Raw genomic sequence first — 19629 nt, 5'->3', positions numbered from 1 at the left:
TCAAGATCCCCCCGGTTGGGGAGTGCTGTCAAGGTGAAACCGGTGCGGTGGCTCCTCCGCCGGAGGTGCGGCCGACGTCACGCCGGCGGGGCGTTGGGGAAAAGCCGCAAGAGCGTGCCGGGGATTTCCGGCAGGGGGAGAACCTGCTGGGCGGCACCGAGCTGGATCGCCGCCTTGGGCATCCCGAAGATGGCGCAGCTTTGCTGGTCCTGAACGATGGTTACCCCTCCCTTTTCGCGCAGTGCCGCCATGCCGCGGGCGCCGTCCTTCCCCATCCCTGTTAAAAGGACCCCGACCACGTGGCGGCACGGCTCCTCGGCCAGCGATTCCAAAAAGACGTCGATCGACGGGCGGCAGCAGTTGACCGGGGCGCCCGGCTCAAGGCGCACGACACCGAAGTCGAGCCGCAGGTGGTAGCCGTTGGGAGCCACCAGCACCTCGCCGCGGCGCAGCGCCGCCCCGTCTTCGGCCAGCCGCACCGGGATCCGGCACTCCCGGTCCAGCCACTGGGCAAACCCCAGATCGCAACCGTCGGCGATGTGCTGCACGACGATGATGGCCCCGCCGAAGGAGTCGGGAAGCGCCTTCAGGATGCTCATCACCGCCTTGGGGCCCCCGGTGGAGGCGCCGATGGCGAGGATGCTCGGTACGGCAGGCGCTCCGGGGCGCCGGGATGGGATTGGGTAATCGGTCATCCGATCAGCATCTCCACGGTTTCCAGGAGGACCCCCTGGTCGAAGGACCCCTTCACGATGTAGGCCTGCGCACCCGCCTCGAGCGCCTCGCGCTTGTCCTGGTCCCGGGACAGCGACGATACCACGATCACCGGGATCTCGCGGGTCTTTTCCCGGTCCCTGAGGGCGCGGGTGAGCTGGAAGCCGTTCATCCCCGGCATTTCGATGTCCGAGATGATCAGGTCGAAGGCGCCGGCGAGCGCACGCTCCAGGGCCTCCTCGCCGCAGACGGAAACGGTGACGTCGTAGCCTCGGGCGCTCAGGATGCTCTGTTCCATGGTCCGGGTGGTGATGGAATCGTCCACCACCAGCACCTTCTTGGCCGCCGGGAGGGAGAGTTCCGGACGGCGCAGGGCGGGAGCCGCCGCCCCGCCGTCGAAGAGGTCGGGCACGTCCAGGATCAGTGCCGGATTGCCGTCTCCCATGATGGTGGCCCCGAAAACGAACCGTACCCCCTGGAACTGGGCCCCGAGTCTTTTCACCACCACCTCGGAGTTCCCCAACTGGCGCTCCACGGTCACCGCCAGGCGCTGGTCGCAAAGCTTCAGGACCACGGCGGAGAGGTGGCGGGGGGAGGGGACGGCCTCGGGAAGACCGAGCGCGCCGGCGAGCGAGCAGATCGGCATGGGGGCGTCGTTGAGCCGGATCGTGTCCTTGCCGGCGGCCGACTCGATCTCGTCCACCCGGAGCTTCACGATCTCCTGGACGTAACTGGTGGGGATGGCGTAGATCTCGCCGGCTGCCGCCACCAGCAACGCGTCCACCACCGAGAGGGTGAGGGGGAGCTGGAGCAGGATCTCGCTGTAGCTCCCCACCGCGCTTTTCAAGATGATGTTTCCCTTGACCCGATCCACGTTCTGCTTCACCACGTCCAGGCCGACCCCGCGCCCCGCGACGGCGGTCACCGTCTCCGAGGTGGAGAAGCCGGGGCGCAGGGTGAGGTAGAGCGCCTCGTCGTCGGAGAGCCGCTCGGCGTCGGCGCCGTTAATGATGCCGCGGGCCACCGCCGCCTCCCGGATCCGCTCCGGATCCATGCCCCGGCCGTCGTCGCGGATGCAGACCAGGACGCTGCTCCCTTCGTGCTGGGCGGCGATCCGGACCGTCCCGCAGGAAGGCTTACCGCCCGCGGAGCGCTCCTCGGGGCTCTCGATCCCGTGGCAGACCGCATTGGTGACCAGGTGGATGAACGCGGGCTTGAGCGCCTCCAAAAGGACCCGGTCCATCTCGATGGTCCCACCCACCAGTTCGAGCCGTACCTCTTTCCCCTGATCCCGGGAGAGATCCCGGACCAGCCGCTCGAAGCCGTCGGTGATGCTCTTCAAGGGGAGCATGCGCAGCCCCATCGCCTTGCCGTGGAGCTCCTGGATCAGGTAGTCGAGGTAGAGGACGTCGTCTTCCAGCTCCCGGTGGAATTCCTTGAGCCTTGGGCGGCACTCGGCCGGAAGCTCGGGGAGGAGGTCGCGCAGGGTGTCGGTCTTGGTCTCGAAGCGCTTGCGGTTGATGATCAGCTCCCCGACCAGGTTGACCAGGATGTCCAGGGTACTCACCCGGGCCCGGACCGTATCCGCGGGGTCGGGGATGGTCGGGACCGGGTCGGCAGGAGCCGGGGCCGGCAGTTCTCCCTTGTCGAAGTCGGCGACGAAGGCGTCGGCATCCAGCGGGGGGGGCTCGCCCTTGACCAGCGCCGCGGTGAGGAGCCCCACGGCATCGGCCCCTTTGAGCAGAAGGTCGATGCCGGGCGCGTCGACCGGGTGGGTTCCCCCTTCCATCTCCTTGAGCCGCTCCTCCATCCGGTGGGTGATGGCGGCGATGTCCCCGAGCCCCACCATCCGCGCCGACCCCTTCAAGGTGTGCGCGTGGCGCAAAAGTTCGTGGAGCATCCCCCGGTCCCCCGGACGCTTTTCCAGGGCCAGCAGGCCACTCTGCAAAAGGGCGAGCTGCTCGTGCGCCTCCCGGCAGAAGATGTCCAGGTATTTCCGGGAGATCATGCTACCGCTCCTTCTCGGTCAGGTCCGCCAGCCGCTCGGCCAGGGCGAGGATCTCCGCGACCGCCCGCTCGGTTTCGTGGGCGGAAAGCGCGACCTGCTGGGCCACGTCGCGCACCTCGGTCATCGTCTCGGCCATCTGGACGCAGGCCGCGGTCTGCTGCTGGGTGGAGAGGGCGATTTCCTTGGCGTTTTGCGAGGTCTCCCCCACCTGCGAGATGATGCTGCCGAAGAAAAGCTGCACCTTGTCCACCAGCCCCGAGGCGTGGTCCACCGCCTTGGTCCCCTCCTCGGTGACCGCGATGGTCGCGTTGGTGGCGTGCTGGATCTCCCCGATCAGCCCCCGGATCTGCATGGTTGCGTCCACGGTCCGGTCGGCCAGCCTTTTCACCTCCTTGGCGACCACAGCGAAGCGCTTGCCCGCCTCCCCGGCGCCGGCCGCCTCGATGGCCGCGTTCAGGGCGAGGAGGTTGGTCTGGTCGCTGATCTCGTCGATGATCTCCACGATCCCGCCGATCTTCTGGGAGTTATCGGCGAGCCCCACCATGCTGGAGGCGATCCCCTGCACCTGGGAGCGGACCGCCTGCATCCCCTCGATCACGTTGGCGACGTCCACCTTGCCCGCGCTGCAGTTGCTCGCCGCGTCGTCGGCCACCCCTTCGACCAGGTGGGCGTTCTCGGTGATGGCCCGGGCGGTGACCGCGATCTCCTCGGAGGTGGTGGTCACCTGCTGCACCGCGGTCGCCTGCTGGGTCGCCCCGGCCGCCTGCTGCGCGCTGATCGCCATCATCTCGTTGGCCGAGGTGGAAAGCTGGCTCACCGCCTCCTTGACCGATCCGATCAGGCGACTGCTCCGGGCGATCTCCTCCTTCAGGTCCTTCACGATCACCGTGGTCATGACGTTGAACGCCGAGGCGAGGGTGCCGATCTCGTCGTCGCTGGCGACCGGGATGGCCTCGTCCAGCTTTCCCGCCGTGATGCGGCGCGCGGCGCTGGTCAAGGCGTGCAGCGGCTGGATCACCCGGGTCACCACCAAAAGGATGGTGATGCTGGAGACCAGGAGCATGACCAGCATCCCGCCGAGGATCTCGTTTCTCAGCTGCGCGGTCTTGTTTTCGATCTTTTGCATGGAAAAGCCGATCCGGAAGGCGCCCCAATGCTTGCCGGCCACGTAGACCGGGGCCGAGAGGTCCCACATCAGCTCCTGGGTGTCGCGGTGGTAAACCTGTCTGAGGTGCGGCCGCAGGTTGCGCGCCGCGGTGAGGCCGACCTCGTCGTTGAAAAGCCGCTTGGTCCGGTTGTTGACCCGGTCTTTTTCCGGATCCCCGGTCGGCGGACCGGAATACTTGCTGTTGTGGGTCGGCAGATAGCCGTTTCGGTCCACGAGGACCGCGAAGACGACCTGGTCGTCCTGGAGGAACTCGTCTTCGAGCTTCTGGACCGCCTGGTCGGTAAAGGCGTCGAAACGGCTGTGGTACTTCTGGGGCGAGGTTCCCGGGATCGGGACGTACTTTTCGTCGAAGAGGTCCGCCTTGCTCAGGGTGCCGTTGGCCAGGGCCTCTTCCAGGATCCGCTCCATGGAGCGCGCCCCGGTGCGGGCCAGGATGACCCCCTTGCCGAGGAGTTCCTCTTCCATGCTCGCGGAGCGGGAGCGGATGAAGTAGATGGAGAAGCCGGTCATGATGACGACCATGACCAGGATCAGTACGCAGGCGATCTTAACCGAGAGCTTCTTGGTCATGCCGTTGCCTCCAGGCGAAAAAAAATTCGGCGGGGTCATTTCTGCGCCCCGATCAGCATCTCCGGCGCCGCCAGGAGGGCCGGCAGGTCGAGGAGCAGCACCGCTTCCCCTTCGTGGTCGAAGCGGCCACGGATGAAGCGCTCCTCCGCTGCCCCGGGCGCGGGCCGGAAGGCGTCCATCGGGAGGGTGTGCACCCCGAGGGCCCCCTCGATCAGAAGCGCGGTGACGAAGGTTTCTCCCTTCACCACCACCAGGCGTCCCTTGGCATCGATCGGGGGCGCGTCAAAGCAGAGCAGGAAACGCACGTCCATCGCCGCGGTAATCTCGCCGCGCAGGTTGAAGATGCCGACCACCGGCTCGCTGACCGCGGGAAGCCGGATCAGCTTCGGCAGGCGCAGCACTTCGGCGGCAAAGCGGGTTTCAAAGGCGCAGGTGAGCCCCCCCAGGGTGAACAGGAGGGCCTCCAGCACCTCTCCCGGCGCCTCTTCCTGCTCGGCGACGCCGGCCCAGTAGGCCTCTCGCATCTCGCCGAGGATCCCGCCGATGTCGTAACTTCCCGGTCCGCTCATCCGAATTCCATCCTCCCTTCGGCGCTAGGCAAGCTGCGCCAGGGTCCTTTGCATTTCCACCTTGCATACCGCACGGGTCATCCCTCCGGAGTAGGGAATCGTGTCGAGCTCCCCGTAACGGGCGAGCATCCTGATGCCGTTGCGGATCTCCCGGGCCGCATCGGCCCGTTTGCCCATCCTGAGGAACAGGCGGGCGCGGTAGTAGCGGGGCATGATGAAGCCGTGATCCAAAAGGAGCGCCTTGCGGTACTCGTCGGCGGCCTGCTCGGTCTTCCCCTCGGCGTCCCGGATCACCCCGCGCAGGAAGTACCCCTCGGCTGAAAGGTCGTTGCCCGAGATGGCGCGCTCGCACAGGGAAAGCGCCTCGGCGAGGTTGCCGCGGCCGGCCAGGATGAATCCCTTGAGGACCAGCGCACCCGGTTCGCCCGGAAATGCCGCGAGATGCCGGTCCAGCAGGCTCAGCGCGGCATCGAAATCCTCCGCCTCGAAACGGGCCCGGGCCCGCTCCAGGAGGGGGACCGGCTGGGGGAGGGGGGGGCGCGGCACGGCGGGCACGGTTTTCGCGCGCGGCACCGCAAGGGGGTCGGTCCGCTTGCGGTAATAGAAACAGCCGTTTCCCCCCTGGGAGACGAAGTCGGGGCATTGGTGCAGCAGCGTTTCGGCATGGCCGAGGAAAAGGGAGCCGCCCCCCTTCAGGGCGCGGGCGAAGGCATCCACCATCAGCTGCCCCTGTTCCCGGGTGAAGTAGATCATCACGTTGCGGCAAAATACCGCGTCCAGGTCGCGCAGTTCCCCGCCCGAGGCGGCAGCGTAGTCCAGCTCGCTCAGGTTCAGGTGGGAAAACCGGACCAGGCGCTTGGCCTCCGGGGCCACCAGGTAGCTCTCCCCGACCTTTTCGAAGTAGCGCCCGAGATATTCGGAATTGAGGTTGCGCAGCGACCACGAGGAGTAGACCCCTTCCCGGGCGCGCTGCAGCGAGTGGTTGTTGATGTCGGTGGCATGGATCACCACGTCCCGTTCGCGCCAGTCGGGGAGGGTTTCCAGCACCGTGATCGCAATGGAGTACGCCTCTTCCCCGGTGGAGCAGCCGGCGGACCAGATGCGGAGCCTTCCGCCCCGGTGCTCGGCCAGAAGGGCGCGCAGCGCGTCGAACTGGGCCCGGTAGCGGAAGAAATGGGTTTCCCCGATGGTGAGGTAGCGCAGGAGTTTTTGCAGCTCCCGGCGGTCCTCGCCGTGGCGCTTGAGAAAGTCGTGGTAGTCACGGTACTTGGCGATCCTCAGGGCGGACATCCGCCGTCCCACCCCCCGTTCCAGGGAGCTGCGGTTACGCTGATCGAAGTGCAGACCGGTCCGGCTGAGGAGGTGGCTGCGCAAAAGGCGGTAGCTGGCGTCGTCGAGGGGGGGGATGGTGATGCGGCGCCGGGCGGGGTCGGCCAGGGCGGAGAGGTCGTCCAGAAGACGCCGGTGGTCGACCGGTTTCCGGATGACGTCGAAGGCTTCGAGCAGTTCCTCCTCCAAAAAGGAGGACTCGGTGATCGCCACCACGGGAAGCTGGTCCGCGGTGACGGCTGCTTTCATCTTCTGCCCGTACTCGGAACCGAGAAATTCCGGCAGAAATTCCACGATGAGGAGGTCGGGCCTGCCGCTGCGGATCAGTCGGAGGGCCGCTTCGCCGTGGGGAGAACTGGTGGCGGTGTACCCCTTGTCCGTCAGCAGTTCGCAGAGGAAGGATCCAAAAGAGCTGTTGTCGGCGATGACGAGGATGTTCAGTGACAAGGTATTCCCTGACCAACCGAAAAATGACCGGAAACGGGTACGAGCCGCAATAAAACAACCGCTGCTTCAGGGGGTGAAAAGCCCATTCTGTCAAAGAAAACATGGGGCTGGCGAGATACTAGGTAATTGCGCCGGTGCGGTCAACTAAAAATATACTCATAGCTTAAAATGACGTTTTGTTTTATATTTTCTATTTCGTTTTCGGTCCGGCACTGATTGTGCGGACTTGCGGGAGCGGTTGCGCTAGAATTGAGCGTGCCTTTATTCCTCCGGAGGGTTGACATGAACAAGGAGCTCTATCAAAGCATCACTTTGGCCCTGATCACCGTGGCGGCGCTCGTGCTGCTCGCGCTTCTCTTTGCCCCGGTCGCCGAGCCGTTGGCCTGGGCGGTGATCATCGGTGTCTCCACCATGCCGCACTACAACCGCCTGGCGGCCAAGCTGCCCAACTCCCCGAACCTCTCCGCGGCGGTCATGGTCCTCATCGTCACCGTCTGCGTCATCCTGCCGCTGGGGCTTCTGGCCTACCTGGTCGCGCAAAACGCGATCGATTGGTACGCGCAGGCGGAAAAATGGGCGAGCTCGCTCAAGAGCGGGGGCGGGGTCTTCGGGCAGTTCCCGGCCCTGGAACGGCTGCACGATGTTGCCACCCGGTACGGGATCAACATCTCCGGGGTCGGCTCCAAGGTTGCCTCCGGAGTCTCCCAGTTCGCCCTGGACGCGGTCAAGGGGCTCGCCAAGAACGTGGTGGACCTCATTTTCATCCTGGTCCTGACCCTCTTCATCCTCTATTTCGTCTACCGCGACGGGGAACGGGTGGTGAACCGCACCATCGGGCGCTTCGCCCGCAACACCCGCAAGGCGAACCGACTGGTTTCCGACCTGCGCGACACCATGACGTCGGTCACCGTGGGGACCCTTTTCACCTGCCTGGCCCAGGGGGTCACCGCCGCCCTCGGCTACTGGGTCGCAAGCGTTCCGGCCCCGTTTCTCTTCGGGGCCCTGACTGCCATCGCCGCGCTGTTGCCGGTGGTGGGGACCGGCTTCGTCTGGATCCCGCTCTGCCTGCTGGTGGCGGCCCAGGGGGCGCTGGTCAAGGCGGGGCTTCTCGCCCTTTGGTGTCTCATCTTCGTCGGTTTTGCCGACAACGCGATCCGGCCGCTGGCGATCGGGGCGACCAGCGACATCCCGGTGCCGGCGGTGGTACTGGGGGCGATCTGCGGCGTCTTCACGGTGGGGCTTTTGGGGCTGATCCTGGGGCCGGTGGTCTTTGCCGCGCTGGTGACCGTGTGGCGCGACGCGGTGACCCTGGAGGACGGGGAGGATACTTCGGAGCTTCCCGGCAGCTGAACCGTTCCGGGAAGGGGAGGGGGGATCAGAGGTTCTGGACCGCCTGGCGGGATTTTGCGACGATGGTCTCGGGTTCTTCGGGGCCGAAACGAAGCGGCGCACCGAAGGTGACGCGGACCTTTCCGGGGGTGATGCGGAGGGTATCGGGATTGAGAACGTTCCCGGTGCCCTCTACTTTTATGGGGACCACGGCGACGCCAAGTTCCTTGACGATGAGTCCCAGGCCGGGCTGGAAGAGCTGGAGCTGGCCGTCGCGGGAGTGGGCTCCTTCCGGGAAGATGAGGATGCTGATGCCGTTGTCGACGAGTTTTCCCATGAAACGAAACGAGCGGCTGAACCCCTTCGATTGGGGGAGCGGGAAGAGGTTGAAGAAGAGGGTTCCGTAGTCGTAGGTGAGCCGTTTCCAGAGGCGGGCGGCGAGCCCCCGGTCGTCTTGGAAGAAGAACTCCTCCCACGCTGCGGTGGCGGTCCGGTAGCGGAGCCCCGGTGGGAGGGCGTACATGATGCTCGGCTGGTCCAGGTAGCTTAAGTGGTTGGCGATGAAAAGGACCGGCCCCTGGAGCGCATCCAGCCGCTCCGCCCCCCGGATCTCCAACGATTCCATCATCCGAAGGAGCGGAAAGTGGAAGATGCGGTCCCAGGCCGCCCGGCAGCTCCGGGCCCAGGGGGCGTTGGTCCAAAAACGCAGGTGATCCTTTTGGCGCACGTTTTCCCGCGTCTGCACCATCCGGCGCAGGTCGGAGACGCGGGTCTGCGGCCCGATCCCCGCTTCGTCGACGTCGAGCCGGAACTCCTGCTCCAGGTAGTTGACCAGCTCCAGCCTCCCGATGGAAGTAAGCCCCAGGTCGGCCATCAGCAACGACTCCTCGCGGATCTCCCCGGCGGAGGTGCCGGTCACCGAGGCGATCAGGTTGGTCAGCCGGTCCCGGCTGGCCGCCCCCCCCGGCGCCCCTCCCTTGAGAATCTCCTCCTTGACCACGAACTTGCGGATCTTCAGGGTCGTCGTCTTGGGGAACTCCGGTTCCTTCCAGATGCTGTAGCCGGTGATCTGGTGCAGGGAATCGAGCTGGCGGTTGGCTTGCGCCACGATCGTCTCGGGAGCGACCCCGCTTTCATCCAGAAGCAGCACCGCATGGACCTCCTCACCCCCGCCGCGATCGACCCCGATGACGCAGGCTTCGCGCACCCCCGGGGTCCGGTTCAGGACCGCCTCCAGTTCGTCGGGAAAGACGTTCACCCCCCCGCCGGTGACGATGAGTTCCTTTTCCCTCCCTTTGATGGTAAGCCAGCCGTCGGCTCCGATCTCACCGAGATCCCCGGTGCGGAACCAGCCGTCCGGGGTGAAGGCCCCCTGCGTCGCGGCCTCGTTTTGGTAATACCCGGGGAAGATGTTGGGGCCGCGGGCCTGGATCTCCTTTTCGGCAAGGCGCAGTTCCACGTCGGGAAGGGGCACCCCGACCGAGCCAGCCACCTGGCGATCCATGGTATTGGCGGTGAGGACCGGGGAGCATTCGGTGAGACCGTACCCCTCCAGCACCCGAAACCCGAGTTGTTGCCAGAATCGGAAGGTGTCCGGGTCCAGCGGCGCGCCGCCCGAGACGAAGAGGGTGAAGTGTTTCCCGAATTTGCGCTGCACCGGGGCGAAAAGGAGCTTGCGCAGCTTGGGCGACAGCCGCGGCGCCACCTTTTGCAATTCCCGGAACGCGCCGGTCAGGTGCTTTTCCGCGAGCTGGCGTTCGATTGAGGTTTTCAAAAGCTGCAGCAGGCGCGGCACCGCGATCACCGCGTAGACGTCCTCCTCGGCGAGCGCCTCCAGCAGGGCGGACGGTTTCAGGGTTCTCAAGTAGACGATGCGCCCTCCCCGGGAGAGCGGGGTGAAGAATCCCCCCATCTGCTCGAACATGTGGGAAAGGGGAAGCAGGGAGAGGAAGGTGAATTCCGGGGTGACCACCGGGATGTGGCGGTTCACCGAGGCGAGGTTCGCCACCAGGTTGGCATGGGTGAGGATGACCCCCTTGGGGTTGCCGGTGGTGCCCGAGGTGTAGATGAGCTGCGCGGCGTCCTCCGGCTTCGGACGGGCAATCTCCGCGATCGGCTCCAGTCCCTCGACGAGGTAGGGGAGGTCTTCGAAAAACAGGAAATCGCGGGAGCCGATCTGCTCCAGTTTGTAACGACTCTGCAGCACGAGCTTCGCCGAGGTGAGCTGGGCGATCGTTTCGGCCCGTTCCCGCTCGCTCATGAAGTCGACCGGCACCGCAACAGCGCCGGCGGCCAGGATCCCCCAAAAGGAGGCACCCCACCAGGAGGAATTCGCCCCCCAAAGGAGCACCCGGTCCCCCGGTGCCACGCCGTGCTCGGCAAAGAGGCGCGCCAGCTTCCGGGCGCGCCGGTCCAGCTCGGCGTAGCTTGCGGTCAAACGGCGCACCCCGGTGCGGTCCACGAAGACCGGACGTTCTCCGTAGGAGGCGAAGCTTTCGAAAAGATCGATCAGGGTCTGCATGACGTTTCCCGTTTCGTAAAAAAAAGATCCCTTTCCCGCGGCGTCGGTTCCCGCCTTTGGAAAAGGGATCCGGTTGCAAAGACCGTCGGTATGGTTATTTCTTGGTGGCCAACTCCCGCCGTTCCCGGGTGAAGAAACGGACCATTTCGTACTCAAAGGGGTAGCCGCTTTCGAAGTAGCGGAACGGAATCTGGTGCCGGGTGTCGATCGCGTCGAGGGTGGCGACCCCGGCTTCGATGGTGAAGGACTCGTCCAGGGACCGGAACGGATCGGCGAGGGTATATATACCATATGATATCCCGCCGTCCACCGCGAGCCCCCCCGCGTCCCGCGCCGAGGATGGCCCGAAGACCGGGAGCACCAGGTAGTTCCCGGAGGCGACCCCCCAGCGGGCCAGCGTCAGTCCGAAATCCTCCGGACGCCGTTCCAGCCCCCACGTGGTCGCCGGGTCGAAGAGCCCCCCGAGCCCCACCGTCGAGTTGGTGAGAAAGCGCGCCAGGGTGTGCCCGGTTTCGCCGCCTTTCAGCTGGAGCACGCTGTTGGTCAGGTTCTTGATCTCCCCGAGGTTGTTGAAGAAATCGGACACCCGGTCCTGGACGAAAACCGGGGTAATGAACTCGTAGCCGTGCACCACCGGGAGGAAGAGGTAGTGGTCCAGGTAGTAGTTGAACTGGTACATGCTCCGGTTGAACCCCTCCCACGGGTCCGGCTCGTAGGCGATCCGCAGGTCCCGGAACTCGGCCGCCGTGTGGCGGGCCGGCACGTCTGGGGCGGGACGGTTGGCGGCGGTCGTGGCGCAGCCGGCCAAAAGGGTGAATAGCAGCGCCACCAGGGCGCCGCGCCGAAGGGTTCCGATGGCGTGGTTCATGGCTTTCCTCCCTCCCGCTTCAAAAACTCGACCAGGTAGGCCAGGTTGTCGCGGTACTCGAGGTTCCCCAGGTGTCCCCCCCACGGGTAAACCTTGATGTTGGGACCGAAAAGGCCCTTCAGATAGTCGAGCTCCCCGGGCGCCAGGATGAAGTCGTTCTCGTTGGTGATGACCCCGAACTTCGGGTTGTCCCGCAGGTACGGGTCGATCGCCTTGAGCCCCTGGCTGCGAATGAAGGCGTCCTGGGTGAGACCGGGATTTTGGGACCGGAAATAGGGGAAGAGGTACTCGTTGAAAAACTGGAAGAAACTCAGGTGGGTGGCCACCTGGAAGTAGTCGGAAAGCGGGTCGGTGTAGTGGAGCACCAGGTTTTTCGGGACGATGTAGCCGCTGTTGGTCATAACGTCGGAAGCGAAGATCTGCCCGGCCAGGTTCACCCGGTAGGAGAGGCCGATCAGCGCCCCGGCTTCATCGTTGGAAAACAGCTGCTCCTGGTACACGGCGAAGAGGAACTGGTCGTTGAAGGAGACGAAGTTCCCGGCCCGGTAAAAGGATATGAACCGGGTGAGCATCCGGTTGAAGAATTCCCCCTCGCGGTTGGAGCCCCCGGGGATCTTGGCCAGGAGGGCCTCGATCATGTTCACCGAGTTGTACAGGTTCACCGAAGGGTTGATCAGCATCACCTTGCGGAATTTGAAGAACTGCCGCTCCTCGTCGTAGCGGGCCACGAAGGCCGCCTGGGTGGCCCCGAGGCTCGTCCCCACCAGGTAGAAATCGGACACCTCGATCTTGTGTTTGACCGCGTTCCAGGCCGCCTCCATGGCCCGGTACATGTCCACCGCGTCCGCGGTCAAGTCCCCCGGCACCGAGCTGCTCGAGGCGGAGATGATGAAGTTTGGATGGGTGGAAGAGGGTAGGGTGATCACGTGGAATCCGGCCTGATAGAGCGTTTTCATCAGCGTCTGCTGCGCACTGGAGAGATTGCTCGCTCCGTAGGAGGCGATCAGAAAGACCAGGGGTGCCTTCTTTTTCTGATAGGCAAGGGTGGAGACCAGGCCGTGATCGTAGAAAAAGACCGGCGGTTTTTTCCGGTCCGGGAAGATCTCCAGTTCCAGGGTCCGGGTCGGGACGTACTCGGGGAGCTTCGGCTTGAGCTTTTCCGGCGTCCCGATGATGGACGACCCGAAGGCGCTGCGGAGCGGGTAGCCATACTCGGGGTCGGCCCCCCGGGTTGATGCCGGCGCCAGGAAGAGGCACAGGAACAGCACCGTCAAGGTTCGCATCATGTCCATACCCTCCTTTTTCATGTACGCTGCGCCAAGTCTGAGTTAAGGACGTCTAATTGTTACGGCGACAGCCAATGCTGTCAAGGCGATGCAGGGCGCGGCGGCAAATATGGTAGTATTGACCGGTTCATTTTAATAAGAGAGGCGGAGGCGGGCATGACGGGGTCCGAAGCGCCGCTGGTCGAGTTGACCGGGGTGGCGAAAAGTTATCGGGAAGGGGACCGGGAGCGGGTAGTGTTCCGGGACGCGCGGCTTGCCGTGGCGCCGGGGGAATGGCTCTTCCTGGTCGGGCGCAGCGGTTCCGGGAAATCCACCCTGCTCAACCTGGTGGGGGGCCTCGACCTCCCGGACGCGGGGACCGTTGCCGTGCAGGGGATGCCGATCAACCGGCTCTCCGAGCGGGAGCGCACCCTGTTCCGGCGCCGGCACGTCGGTTTCGTGTTCCAGCTTTACAACCTGATCCCCACCCTGACCGTCGGGGAAAACCTCCTGCTCCCCCTGGAACTGAGCGGGCAACTCGACCAGCAAGGACGGGAACGGGCCCGCTACCTGCTCGAAGAGGTGGGGCTGTCGGACCGCTTTTCCAGCTATCCGGACCGCCTTTCCGGCGGCGAGCAGCAACGGGTGGCCGTGGCGCGGGCCCTGGTGCACCGCCCGGAATTGCTTTTGGCCGACGAGCCGACCGGAAACCTCGACGCCGAGACCAGCCGGCAGGTGCTCGACCTTTTCGAACGCCTGATCCGCCCCAGCGGCGCCACCATGATCCTGGTGACCCACAGCATGGAGACGGTGCGCCTGGCGGACCGGGTGGTGACCGTGCGCGAGGGCCGCCTTACCGAAATGACCGCCGGGGTGGGACCATGATCCTCTGGCGTGCGGCAGCGCGGCATCTTTTGCGCCATCCGTGGCAGACCGTGCTGGCCGTCCTCGGGGTCGCCCTCGGTGTGGCGGTGGTGACCGCGGTCGACCTGGCCAACGAGACCGCCCGGAGGGCCTTTACCAGCGCCGCCCAGGCGGTGGCGGGGAAGGCAACCCACCAGGTGGTCGCCGGGCCGGCCGGGATCCCCGAGGAGCTCTACCGGAGCTTGAGGCTCTCCGGCATCCGGGAGTGCGCCCCGATGCTGACCGCCCCGGTGCAGACCGCGGCCCCTCCCTACCGAACCCTGCAGTTGGTCGGGATCGACCCGTTTGCCGAGGCCCCGGTCCGTTCCTACACCGGGCACTTTTCCGGCCCCCTGCTGGAGACCCTGGTGGCCCAGCAGGGGAGCTGCCTGTTGCTGCAAAGTACCGCAGCCGCGCTGCGCCTTCGTCCCGGCCAGCCGTTCACCGTGGAGAGCGGGGGGAGGCGGGTGCTTTTGACCCTGGCCGGCTACCTCGATCCTCCCGATGCGGTGACCCGGCTGGGGCTGGATTCGGTGCTGGTTGTCGACATCGCTACCGCCCAGGAGGTCCTCTCCCAGGAAGGGAGGCTTACCCGGATCGACCTGGTCCTCCCGGAGGGGGAGGCGGGGGCCCGGGAACTTGCCGCTCTCGAAAAGCTTCTTCCCCGGGGGACGTCCGTCGTTTCCGCCGGCGCCCGGGCCGGCGCCCTGGACCGGATGACCCGCGCCTTCCGCCTGAACCTCACCGCGCTCAGCCTCCTCGCGCTCGTGGTCGGGATGTTTCTCATCTACAACACCATGACCTTCTCGGTCATCACGCGCCGGAGCACCATCGGGATGCTGCGGGCGCTCGGCGTGACCCGGCGCGAGGTCTGCGCCGGCGTCCTGGGCGAGGCGTTTCTGCTCGGCTCCGCCGGGACCGTTGCCGGCCTTCTCCTCGGTTCCCTGCTCGCCCGGGAGCTGACCCGCCTGGTGACCCGGACCATCAACGACCTGTATTTCACCCTCCAGGTGACCGGGGTGCACCTTTATCCCGAAACGGTACTCAAAGGGGTGCTGCTGGGCGTCGGGGCCACGCTGGCGGCGGCGCTCCCCCCCGCCCTGGAAGCGACCGGGGCCCCGCCCCGGGCGGCCATGGCCCGCTCCGACATCGAGGAAACCAGGCGCCGGTTGGTCCCTTGGGCGGCGCTCGCCGGAGCCTTGCTGATGGCGGCGGGAGGGGGCCTCTTCTTCGTCTCCTCGGCCGGAATCACCGGCGGTTTCGCCGCCCTTTTTGCCGTGATCATCGGCTATGCCCTCACCGTCCCCGGAGCCGTCCTGGTGTTAAGCCGCCTCTTCCGCCCGCTCCTTGGCCTCTGGCTCGGGGTGATCGGCAAGATGGCGGCGCGCGGGGTGGTGGTATCGCTTTCCCGGACCGGCGTCGCTGCCGCAGCGCTCGTCGTCGCGGTCTCGGCCACCATCGGGGTCGGGATCATGGTCGGGAGTTTTCGGGACACGGTGCAGCAGTGGCTGGGGAGCTGGCTGCGCGCCGACGTCTACCTGAGGGTGGCCGACCGGGGGAACGCGCGGCTGCGCCCGGTCCTTGACCCGGGATTGGTGCGACGGGTGGCCGCCGCCCCCGGCGCCGCGGGATATACCCTGTCGCGCCGGGTGAGCGTGGAGGGTGCCGAAGGGGCAACCGAGATCTTTTCCCTGCAGATGCCCAAAAGCACCTTCATCGGGTACCGGTTCAAGGAAGGCGACCCGGAAGCCGCCTGGGGACCATTCTCCCGCGGTGAGGCGGTGGTCGTGTCCGAGCCCTATGCCTACCGGCATCATCTGACGGTCGGGAGACGGCTCACCCTCGCCACCGCACACGGACCCCGCAGCTTCGGTGTCGCCGGCGTCTTCTATGATTACGGCACCGATGCCGGGATCGTGATGATGAGCCGGGGCGCCTATCTTGCCAACTGGGACGATCCGGGCGTGGACGGCATGTCCTTCTATGCCCGGCCGGGGGTGAGCCCCGGGGAACTGGTCGCCCAGCTGCGGCGCCTTGCCGGGAGCGCCGAGGTCTTCGTCATTTCCAACGCGGAGCTGCGGCGGGCCACCGTGCAGGTTTTCGACCGTACCTTCGCGATCACCGGGGTGCTCCGCCTGCTGACCCTGGTGGTCGCCTGCATCGGCATTCTTGCCGCGCTGATGGCGCTTCAGGTCGAGCGCGCCCGGGAACTGGCGGTGATGCGGGCGCTCGGGCTGACCCCGGCCCAGGTCTGGGGGACCGTGATCGGGGAGACCGCCCTGATCGGCATCCTTTCCGGCATTTTGTCGGTGCCGCTGGGGATCATCCAGGCCCTGGTGCTGATCTACGTGGTCAATCTCCGTTCCTTCGGCTGGACCATGGAACTTTCCATCGACCCGCTGTTGGTGCTCCAGTCGGTAGCGCTTGCGCTGGTTGCCGCGGTGCTGGGAGGGATCTACCCGTCGCTGCGGATCGCGCGGTCCCTGCCGGCTTTGGCCCTGAAGGAGGAATGAGATGCGGCGCCGATCCCTTGGTATAGGCATTGCGGTCGTCGTGCTGGGAGCCGGATTGCTCCTCATCCGGCAGGGGGGCGACCGGAAGAGCGGGCATGTCGAGCGCCCCGCGGGCGCGGTCACCGGGGTTCTGGGCGGCGCCGCTGACCCGAGGTTCACCCGTGCCTATGTCCCACGACCCTTTACCTTTCCCCGGGACCACGGCCCCCATCCCGACTTTCGCACCGAGTGGTGGTACTTCACCGGAAACCTGGCCACCGCCGAAGGGAGAAAATTCGGCTACCAGCTCACCTTTTTCCGCCTGGCCCTTGCCCCGGGGGCACCGAACCGGCGGTCCCGGTGGGGGGCCAACCAGGTGTACATGGCCCATTTCGCGCTGACCGACGTCGCCGGGAAACGGTTTCGCTTTGAGGAGCGTTTCAGCCGTGCCGCACTGGGGCTTGCCGGAGCCGAAAGCTCGCCGGTGCGGGTATGGCTGGAAGATTGGACGGCACGCCAGATCCCGGAGCGCCCGGAGCGGTTCCGTCTGGCCGCCTCGGAAGCCGATTACGGCATCGATCTCGACCTCGCCAGGCTCACCCGGGAGGTCCTCAACGGGGAGCGGGGCCTGAGCCGGAAGGGCCCCACGTCGGGTAACGCCTCGTACTATTACAGCCTGCCCCGTCTGGCGACGACCGGGACGGTACGGATCGGAGCGGCCCGTTTCACGGTGGCCGGAAGTTCCTGGCTGGACCGGGAATGGAGCACCAGTGCCCTGGAGCCGGACCAGGTGGGGTGGGATTGGTTCGCCCTGCAGTTGGACGACGGGAGGGAGCTCATGTGGTACCGGCTGCGTCGGCGCGACGGTTCGATCGATCCCTTCAGTTCGGGGACGTTGGTCGAAGCCGACGGAAGGTGCCGGCAGCTTACCCCCGCGCAGGTCGTGCTGGTTCCGGAAGGGAGCTGGACCAGCCCCAAGACCGGCGCCCGTTATCCGGCGCGGTGGCGGCTGCAACTGCCGGCGCAGCGGATCGACCTGGCGGTCGTGCCCCGCATCGCCGACCAGGAGCTGACCGGAAACTTTCCCTATTGGGAGGGAGCGGTGGCGCTTTTGGGAAGAGATGGTGCTCCAAAGGGGGTGGGTTATCTGGAGATGACCGGATACGCCGGAGCGGGTACGGCAGGGGGGAAATGAGCGGGGCGGCTTTGGAGGCCGCCCCTTGGTCAGTCAGATGAGCTTGAAACCGGCCTGTTTCCAGCCGTCGACTCCGCCCCTCAGGGCCTTGGCGTTGCGGTAACCCATCTGGATGAATTTCGCCGCCAAACTGGCGGACGTGGCTTCCTTCGGTCAGGCGCAATAGAAGACGATCTCCTTGTCCTTGGGAAGGGAAGGCTGGATTTCCTGGAACTGGTGCCGGGAAAGCGCCTTTTCCAGGTGGAGCGCCCGGAATTTCTCCTCGTCGTCGTAGGCGCAGACCAGAAGTGCTTCGCCGGTCTGAATCCTGGATTGGACCTCTTGCGGATCGATGCGCGGGGTGACATCCATGGTGAAACCTCCTTTTGAGCTGGGATCGGGTCCGACCGGACCCTCCACGGGTAACTGCCGTGACTCCAGGGGAAAAGGTTAGAGAAGGGGGGCTCAAAGTCAAGGAAGGCAAAAAGGGGGACTGGCACCGCCGGTACCGGTCCCCCTGGACCGACAATGGATTAAATGTGAAGGGCTGAGCAGGTTACTGAAGTAAATCGAAGCAGGATCTGTGACGGGAAGTAATTCAGGAGGGATGGATACAAAAAAAAGGAGTCCGGCTTGTGCCGGACTCCTTGATTTCTTTGGTGGAGCTGATCAGGATCGAACTGACGACCTCTTGAATGCCATTCAAGCGCTCTCCCAACTGAGCTACAGCCCCTTGAAGTCCTCACTTTATAGCAGAGCCGATTTGCTGAGTCAACGATTTTTTGCAAGCCGAAAACTTTTTTTAAATTCTTGACGAAGAGAAACTCATCCGCTATATTCCCGAGACTGTTTCGGCCGGAGTGGTGAAACTGGTAGACGCACTGGACTCAAAATCCAGCGGGGGCGACCCCGTGTCGGTTCGAGCCCGACCTCCGGCACCAGCTTCAATAAAGGGGTTAGCCCGCCGCTAACCCCTCTCGTTTTGCCGCAACTGTTTTACCATGCCGAAATCGGTGCGTAGCGCAGCCTGGTAGCGCACTAGACTGGGGGTCTAGTGGTCGCTGGTTCGAATCCAGTCGCACCGACCATAATAAAACGGCCGCCTTGGGAATCCTTCCCGGGGCGGCCGTTTTCATTTTTAGGCCTTTCAGAACCGGTACGCCAAACCGAGGAGGAGCAGGTCCGCGTCGCGGTCGTAGTCGGTGACGACCCGGTCCCAGATCGCCCGGAAGCCCCAGTGGGGCGTCATCCGGTATCCTCCGGTCAGCCCGATCAGCCCGTTGAACCGGGACCCGCCCCCGTGGTGGCCGAAGTCGAGGTAGGCCCCTGCGCCGGCACCGATGGTGAACCGGTGGTGGTACAGGTCCTGGGTAACCCAGAGCTGGGAGGCGACCCCGTCGCGCTCGATCTGGCGGTTTTCCCCCTCGTCGAGAAGGCTTACCGTCCACTCCAGGTGCGGGATCACCACCCTGCGGTACTCGACCCCGAAGGCCGCCGACTGCGACGACCCCAGGCTGTTGACGATGGTCTGCCCGGCCATCAGGGCGATTTCATTGTCGGCGCGCTGCAGCTCGACCGTCTTGTTGCGCGGATCGTTGCGAAACTGGGCCCCGATCCCCACCATCGCCGAAAGGCTGTCCGGTCCCGGTCCGCCCGCCACGTAATTGCTCCGGATCAGGAAAATAAGGGCGCCGTCGGTCCGCCAGGTAGCGTCGACACTGGTCAGGGCCTGCCAGCTGTGGCGGTTGGCGTACCCGCCGTCGGTCGTTTGGGTATCGAAGGCGAGGTAGGGCCCGATCCCGGCGCCGAGAGTGAGGTGGTCGTCGAGGAGATTGGTCCTCCCCCAAAACTGCACTGCGTACCCGTCGCGGCGGTGGTTGTCCAGGTGTCCCTCGTTGAGATAGCTGACGCTTGCGGCGAAGTGCGGGGCGAGGTCCTGCGTGTAGCCAAGCTGCCACGAATAGGAACCGAAGTTGCGATCCACCGACGTGGTCGCCCCGCCGAGTCCGTAAAATTCGTCCGCGGCGGCGCCACCCGGGTACGCCGCCGCTGCCACCAGTAAGATCATAGCGGTCATGATCTTGAGACGGAGAAATATTGACGCCAGCCGTGGGCTGACTCCGGAAACCGGTGTCCTGCAGACCGAACCGCAGCGCGCAGCCCGGCCTGGCGTCGGATCGGGGTGGCGCATGCGGTGGGGGAGGGACTTTGCCCCGCTTTTGCCGTCGCCTGATCTGGGTTCTGTCGAAGGATAGGTCGTCATGGCGTTCCC

14 protein-coding genes and 3 tRNA genes are annotated in these 19629 nt (G+C 65.5%); 6 read left to right on the top strand and 11 right to left on the bottom strand.

From position 1 onward, the window contains the following. Positions 1 to 77: 77 nt before the first annotated feature. Genes JFN93_RS04585 through JFN93_RS04565 form a run of 5 tightly spaced genes read right to left on the bottom strand, consistent with a single transcriptional unit; the run spans position 78 to position 6805 of the window. Complete coding sequence (locus JFN93_RS04585; RefSeq protein WP_199382814.1) at positions 78 to 695, bottom strand: CheB methylesterase domain-containing protein; 618 nt, start codon at positions 693 to 695, stop codon at positions 78 to 80. Then, positions 692 to 2722: a hybrid sensor histidine kinase/response regulator gene (locus JFN93_RS04580; RefSeq protein WP_215907682.1), complete on the bottom strand. Its 2031-nt coding sequence runs from the start codon at positions 2720 to 2722 to the stop codon at positions 692 to 694. The genes JFN93_RS04585 and JFN93_RS04580 overlap by 4 nt, the downstream gene beginning before the upstream one ends. Position 2723: 1 nt before the next feature. Continuing rightward, positions 2724 to 4460, bottom strand: coding sequence for a methyl-accepting chemotaxis protein (locus tag JFN93_RS04575; RefSeq protein WP_199382813.1), 1737 nt, complete (start codon positions 4458 to 4460; stop codon positions 2724 to 2726). A gap of 35 nt (positions 4461 to 4495) precedes the next feature. After that, on the bottom strand, positions 4496 to 5029 hold the full coding sequence (locus tag JFN93_RS04570) for a chemotaxis protein CheW (RefSeq protein WP_199382812.1): 534 nt from the start codon (positions 5027 to 5029) through the stop codon (positions 4496 to 4498). A gap of 24 nt (positions 5030 to 5053) precedes the next feature. Continuing rightward, on the bottom strand, positions 5054 to 6805 hold the full coding sequence (locus JFN93_RS04565) for a CheR family methyltransferase (protein ID WP_199382811.1): 1752 nt from the start codon (positions 6803 to 6805) through the stop codon (positions 5054 to 5056). A gap of 282 nt (positions 6806 to 7087) precedes the next feature. On the opposite strand from JFN93_RS04565, the gene JFN93_RS04560 reads away from it, so the two are divergent. After that, entirely contained in the window at positions 7088 to 8155 is a 1068-nt protein-coding gene (locus JFN93_RS04560; protein ID WP_199382810.1) for an AI-2E family transporter, read from the top strand. A 25-nt stretch (positions 8156 to 8180) separates the two neighbouring features. Here JFN93_RS04560 and JFN93_RS04555 read toward each other — a convergent pair whose 3' ends face one another. The 3 genes from JFN93_RS04555 to JFN93_RS04545 form a co-directional block, all read right to left on the bottom strand. Continuing rightward, positions 8181 to 10655, bottom strand: a complete 2475-nt coding sequence (locus JFN93_RS04555) for an AMP-binding protein (protein WP_199382809.1) — start codon at positions 10653 to 10655, stop codon at positions 8181 to 8183. A gap of 94 nt (positions 10656 to 10749) precedes the next feature. Next, on the bottom strand, positions 10750 to 11523 hold the full coding sequence (locus JFN93_RS04550; RefSeq protein WP_199382808.1) for an MlaA family lipoprotein: 774 nt from the start codon (positions 11521 to 11523) through the stop codon (positions 10750 to 10752). After that, complete coding sequence (locus tag JFN93_RS04545) at positions 11520 to 12809, bottom strand: alpha/beta hydrolase family protein (RefSeq protein ID WP_199382807.1); 1290 nt, start codon at positions 12807 to 12809, stop codon at positions 11520 to 11522. The genes JFN93_RS04550 and JFN93_RS04545 overlap by 4 nt, the downstream gene beginning before the upstream one ends. 156 nt (positions 12810 to 12965) lie before the next feature. Between JFN93_RS04545 and JFN93_RS04540 the strand changes: the two genes are divergently transcribed. From JFN93_RS04540 to JFN93_RS04530, 3 genes are read left to right on the top strand one after another with little or no spacing between them, the layout of a single operon-like run. Then, positions 12966 to 13673 carry an ABC transporter ATP-binding protein gene (locus JFN93_RS04540; RefSeq protein ID WP_199382806.1) on the top strand — a complete coding sequence of 236 codons (708 nt, stop codon included), beginning with the start codon at positions 12966 to 12968 and terminating at the stop codon, positions 13671 to 13673. Then, a complete protein-coding gene (locus JFN93_RS04535) occupies positions 13670 to 16204 on the top strand; it encodes an ABC transporter permease (RefSeq protein ID WP_199382805.1) in 2535 nt (844 codons plus the stop codon). Before JFN93_RS04540 ends, JFN93_RS04535 begins: the two co-directional genes overlap by 4 nt. Position 16205: 1 nt before the next feature. Next, positions 16206 to 17378: a lipocalin-like domain-containing protein gene (locus JFN93_RS04530; protein WP_199382804.1), complete on the top strand. Its 1173-nt coding sequence runs from the start codon at positions 16206 to 16208 to the stop codon at positions 17376 to 17378. A gap of 153 nt (positions 17379 to 17531) precedes the next feature. Here the strand turns inward: JFN93_RS04530 and JFN93_RS04525 are convergent, their stop codons facing one another. Further along, on the bottom strand, positions 17532 to 17729 hold the full coding sequence (locus JFN93_RS04525; protein WP_199382803.1) for a rhodanese-like domain-containing protein: 198 nt from the start codon (positions 17727 to 17729) through the stop codon (positions 17532 to 17534). Positions 17730 to 18014: 285 nt separating this feature from the next. Further along, positions 18015 to 18090 (bottom strand) — tRNA-Ala (locus JFN93_RS04520). A 121-nt stretch (positions 18091 to 18211) separates the two neighbouring features. Between JFN93_RS04520 and JFN93_RS04515 the strand changes: the two genes are divergently transcribed. Both JFN93_RS04515 and JFN93_RS04510 read left to right on the top strand, forming a co-directional pair. Then, positions 18212 to 18298: transfer RNA gene (locus tag JFN93_RS04515), tRNA-Leu, on the top strand. Between the two features lie 70 nt (positions 18299 to 18368). Further along, positions 18369 to 18445 (top strand) — tRNA-Pro (locus JFN93_RS04510). 59 nt (positions 18446 to 18504) lie between these two features. Here JFN93_RS04510 and JFN93_RS04505 read toward each other — a convergent pair. Then, on the bottom strand, positions 18505 to 19425 hold the full coding sequence (locus JFN93_RS04505; protein ID WP_199382802.1) for a hypothetical protein: 921 nt from the start codon (positions 19423 to 19425) through the stop codon (positions 18505 to 18507). Positions 19426 to 19629 lie beyond the last annotated feature (204 nt).

The organism is Geomesophilobacter sediminis (assembly GCF_016458275.1).
GTDB classification, from domain to species: Bacteria; Desulfobacterota; Desulfuromonadia; order Geobacterales; family Geobacteraceae; genus Geomesophilobacter; species Geomesophilobacter sediminis.
The sequence above is the reverse complement of the archived record's forward strand: the minus strand, read 5'-3'. Positions and strand labels throughout refer to the sequence as shown.

Bases quoted from the DNA above. Each gene is read 5' to 3' on its own strand.
- JFN93_RS04585 (WP_199382814.1), bottom strand. From the start codon at position 695: ATGACCGATTACCCAATCCCATCCCGGCGCCCCGGAGCGCCTGCCGTA.
- JFN93_RS04580 (WP_215907682.1), bottom strand. From the start codon at position 2,722: ATGATCTCCCGGAAATACCTGGACATCTTCTGCCGGGAGGCGCACGAG.
- JFN93_RS04575 (WP_199382813.1), bottom strand. From the start codon at position 4,460: ATGACCAAGAAGCTCTCGGTTAAGATCGCCTGCGTACTGATCCTGGTC.
- JFN93_RS04570 (WP_199382812.1), bottom strand. From the start codon at position 5,029: ATGAGCGGACCGGGAAGTTACGACATCGGCGGGATCCTCGGCGAGATG.
- JFN93_RS04560 (WP_199382810.1), top strand. From the start codon at position 7,088: ATGAACAAGGAGCTCTATCAAAGCATCACTTTGGCCCTGATCACCGTG.
- JFN93_RS04555 (WP_199382809.1), bottom strand. From the start codon at position 10,655: ATGCAGACCCTGATCGATCTTTTCGAAAGCTTCGCCTCCTACGGAGAA.
- JFN93_RS04550 (WP_199382808.1), bottom strand. From the start codon at position 11,523: ATGAACCACGCCATCGGAACCCTTCGGCGCGGCGCCCTGGTGGCGCTG.
- JFN93_RS04545 (WP_199382807.1), bottom strand. From the start codon at position 12,809: ATGATGCGAACCTTGACGGTGCTGTTCCTGTGCCTCTTCCTGGCGCCG.
- JFN93_RS04540 (WP_199382806.1), top strand. From the start codon at position 12,966: ATGACGGGGTCCGAAGCGCCGCTGGTCGAGTTGACCGGGGTGGCGAAA.
- JFN93_RS04535 (WP_199382805.1), top strand. From the start codon at position 13,670: ATGATCCTCTGGCGTGCGGCAGCGCGGCATCTTTTGCGCCATCCGTGG.
- JFN93_RS04530 (WP_199382804.1), top strand. From the start codon at position 16,206: ATGCGGCGCCGATCCCTTGGTATAGGCATTGCGGTCGTCGTGCTGGGA.
- JFN93_RS04525 (WP_199382803.1), bottom strand. From the start codon at position 17,729: ATGGATGTCACCCCGCGCATCGATCCGCAAGAGGTCCAATCCAGGATT.
- JFN93_RS04505 (WP_199382802.1), bottom strand. From the start codon at position 19,425: ATGATCTTACTGGTGGCAGCGGCGGCGTACCCGGGTGGCGCCGCCGCG.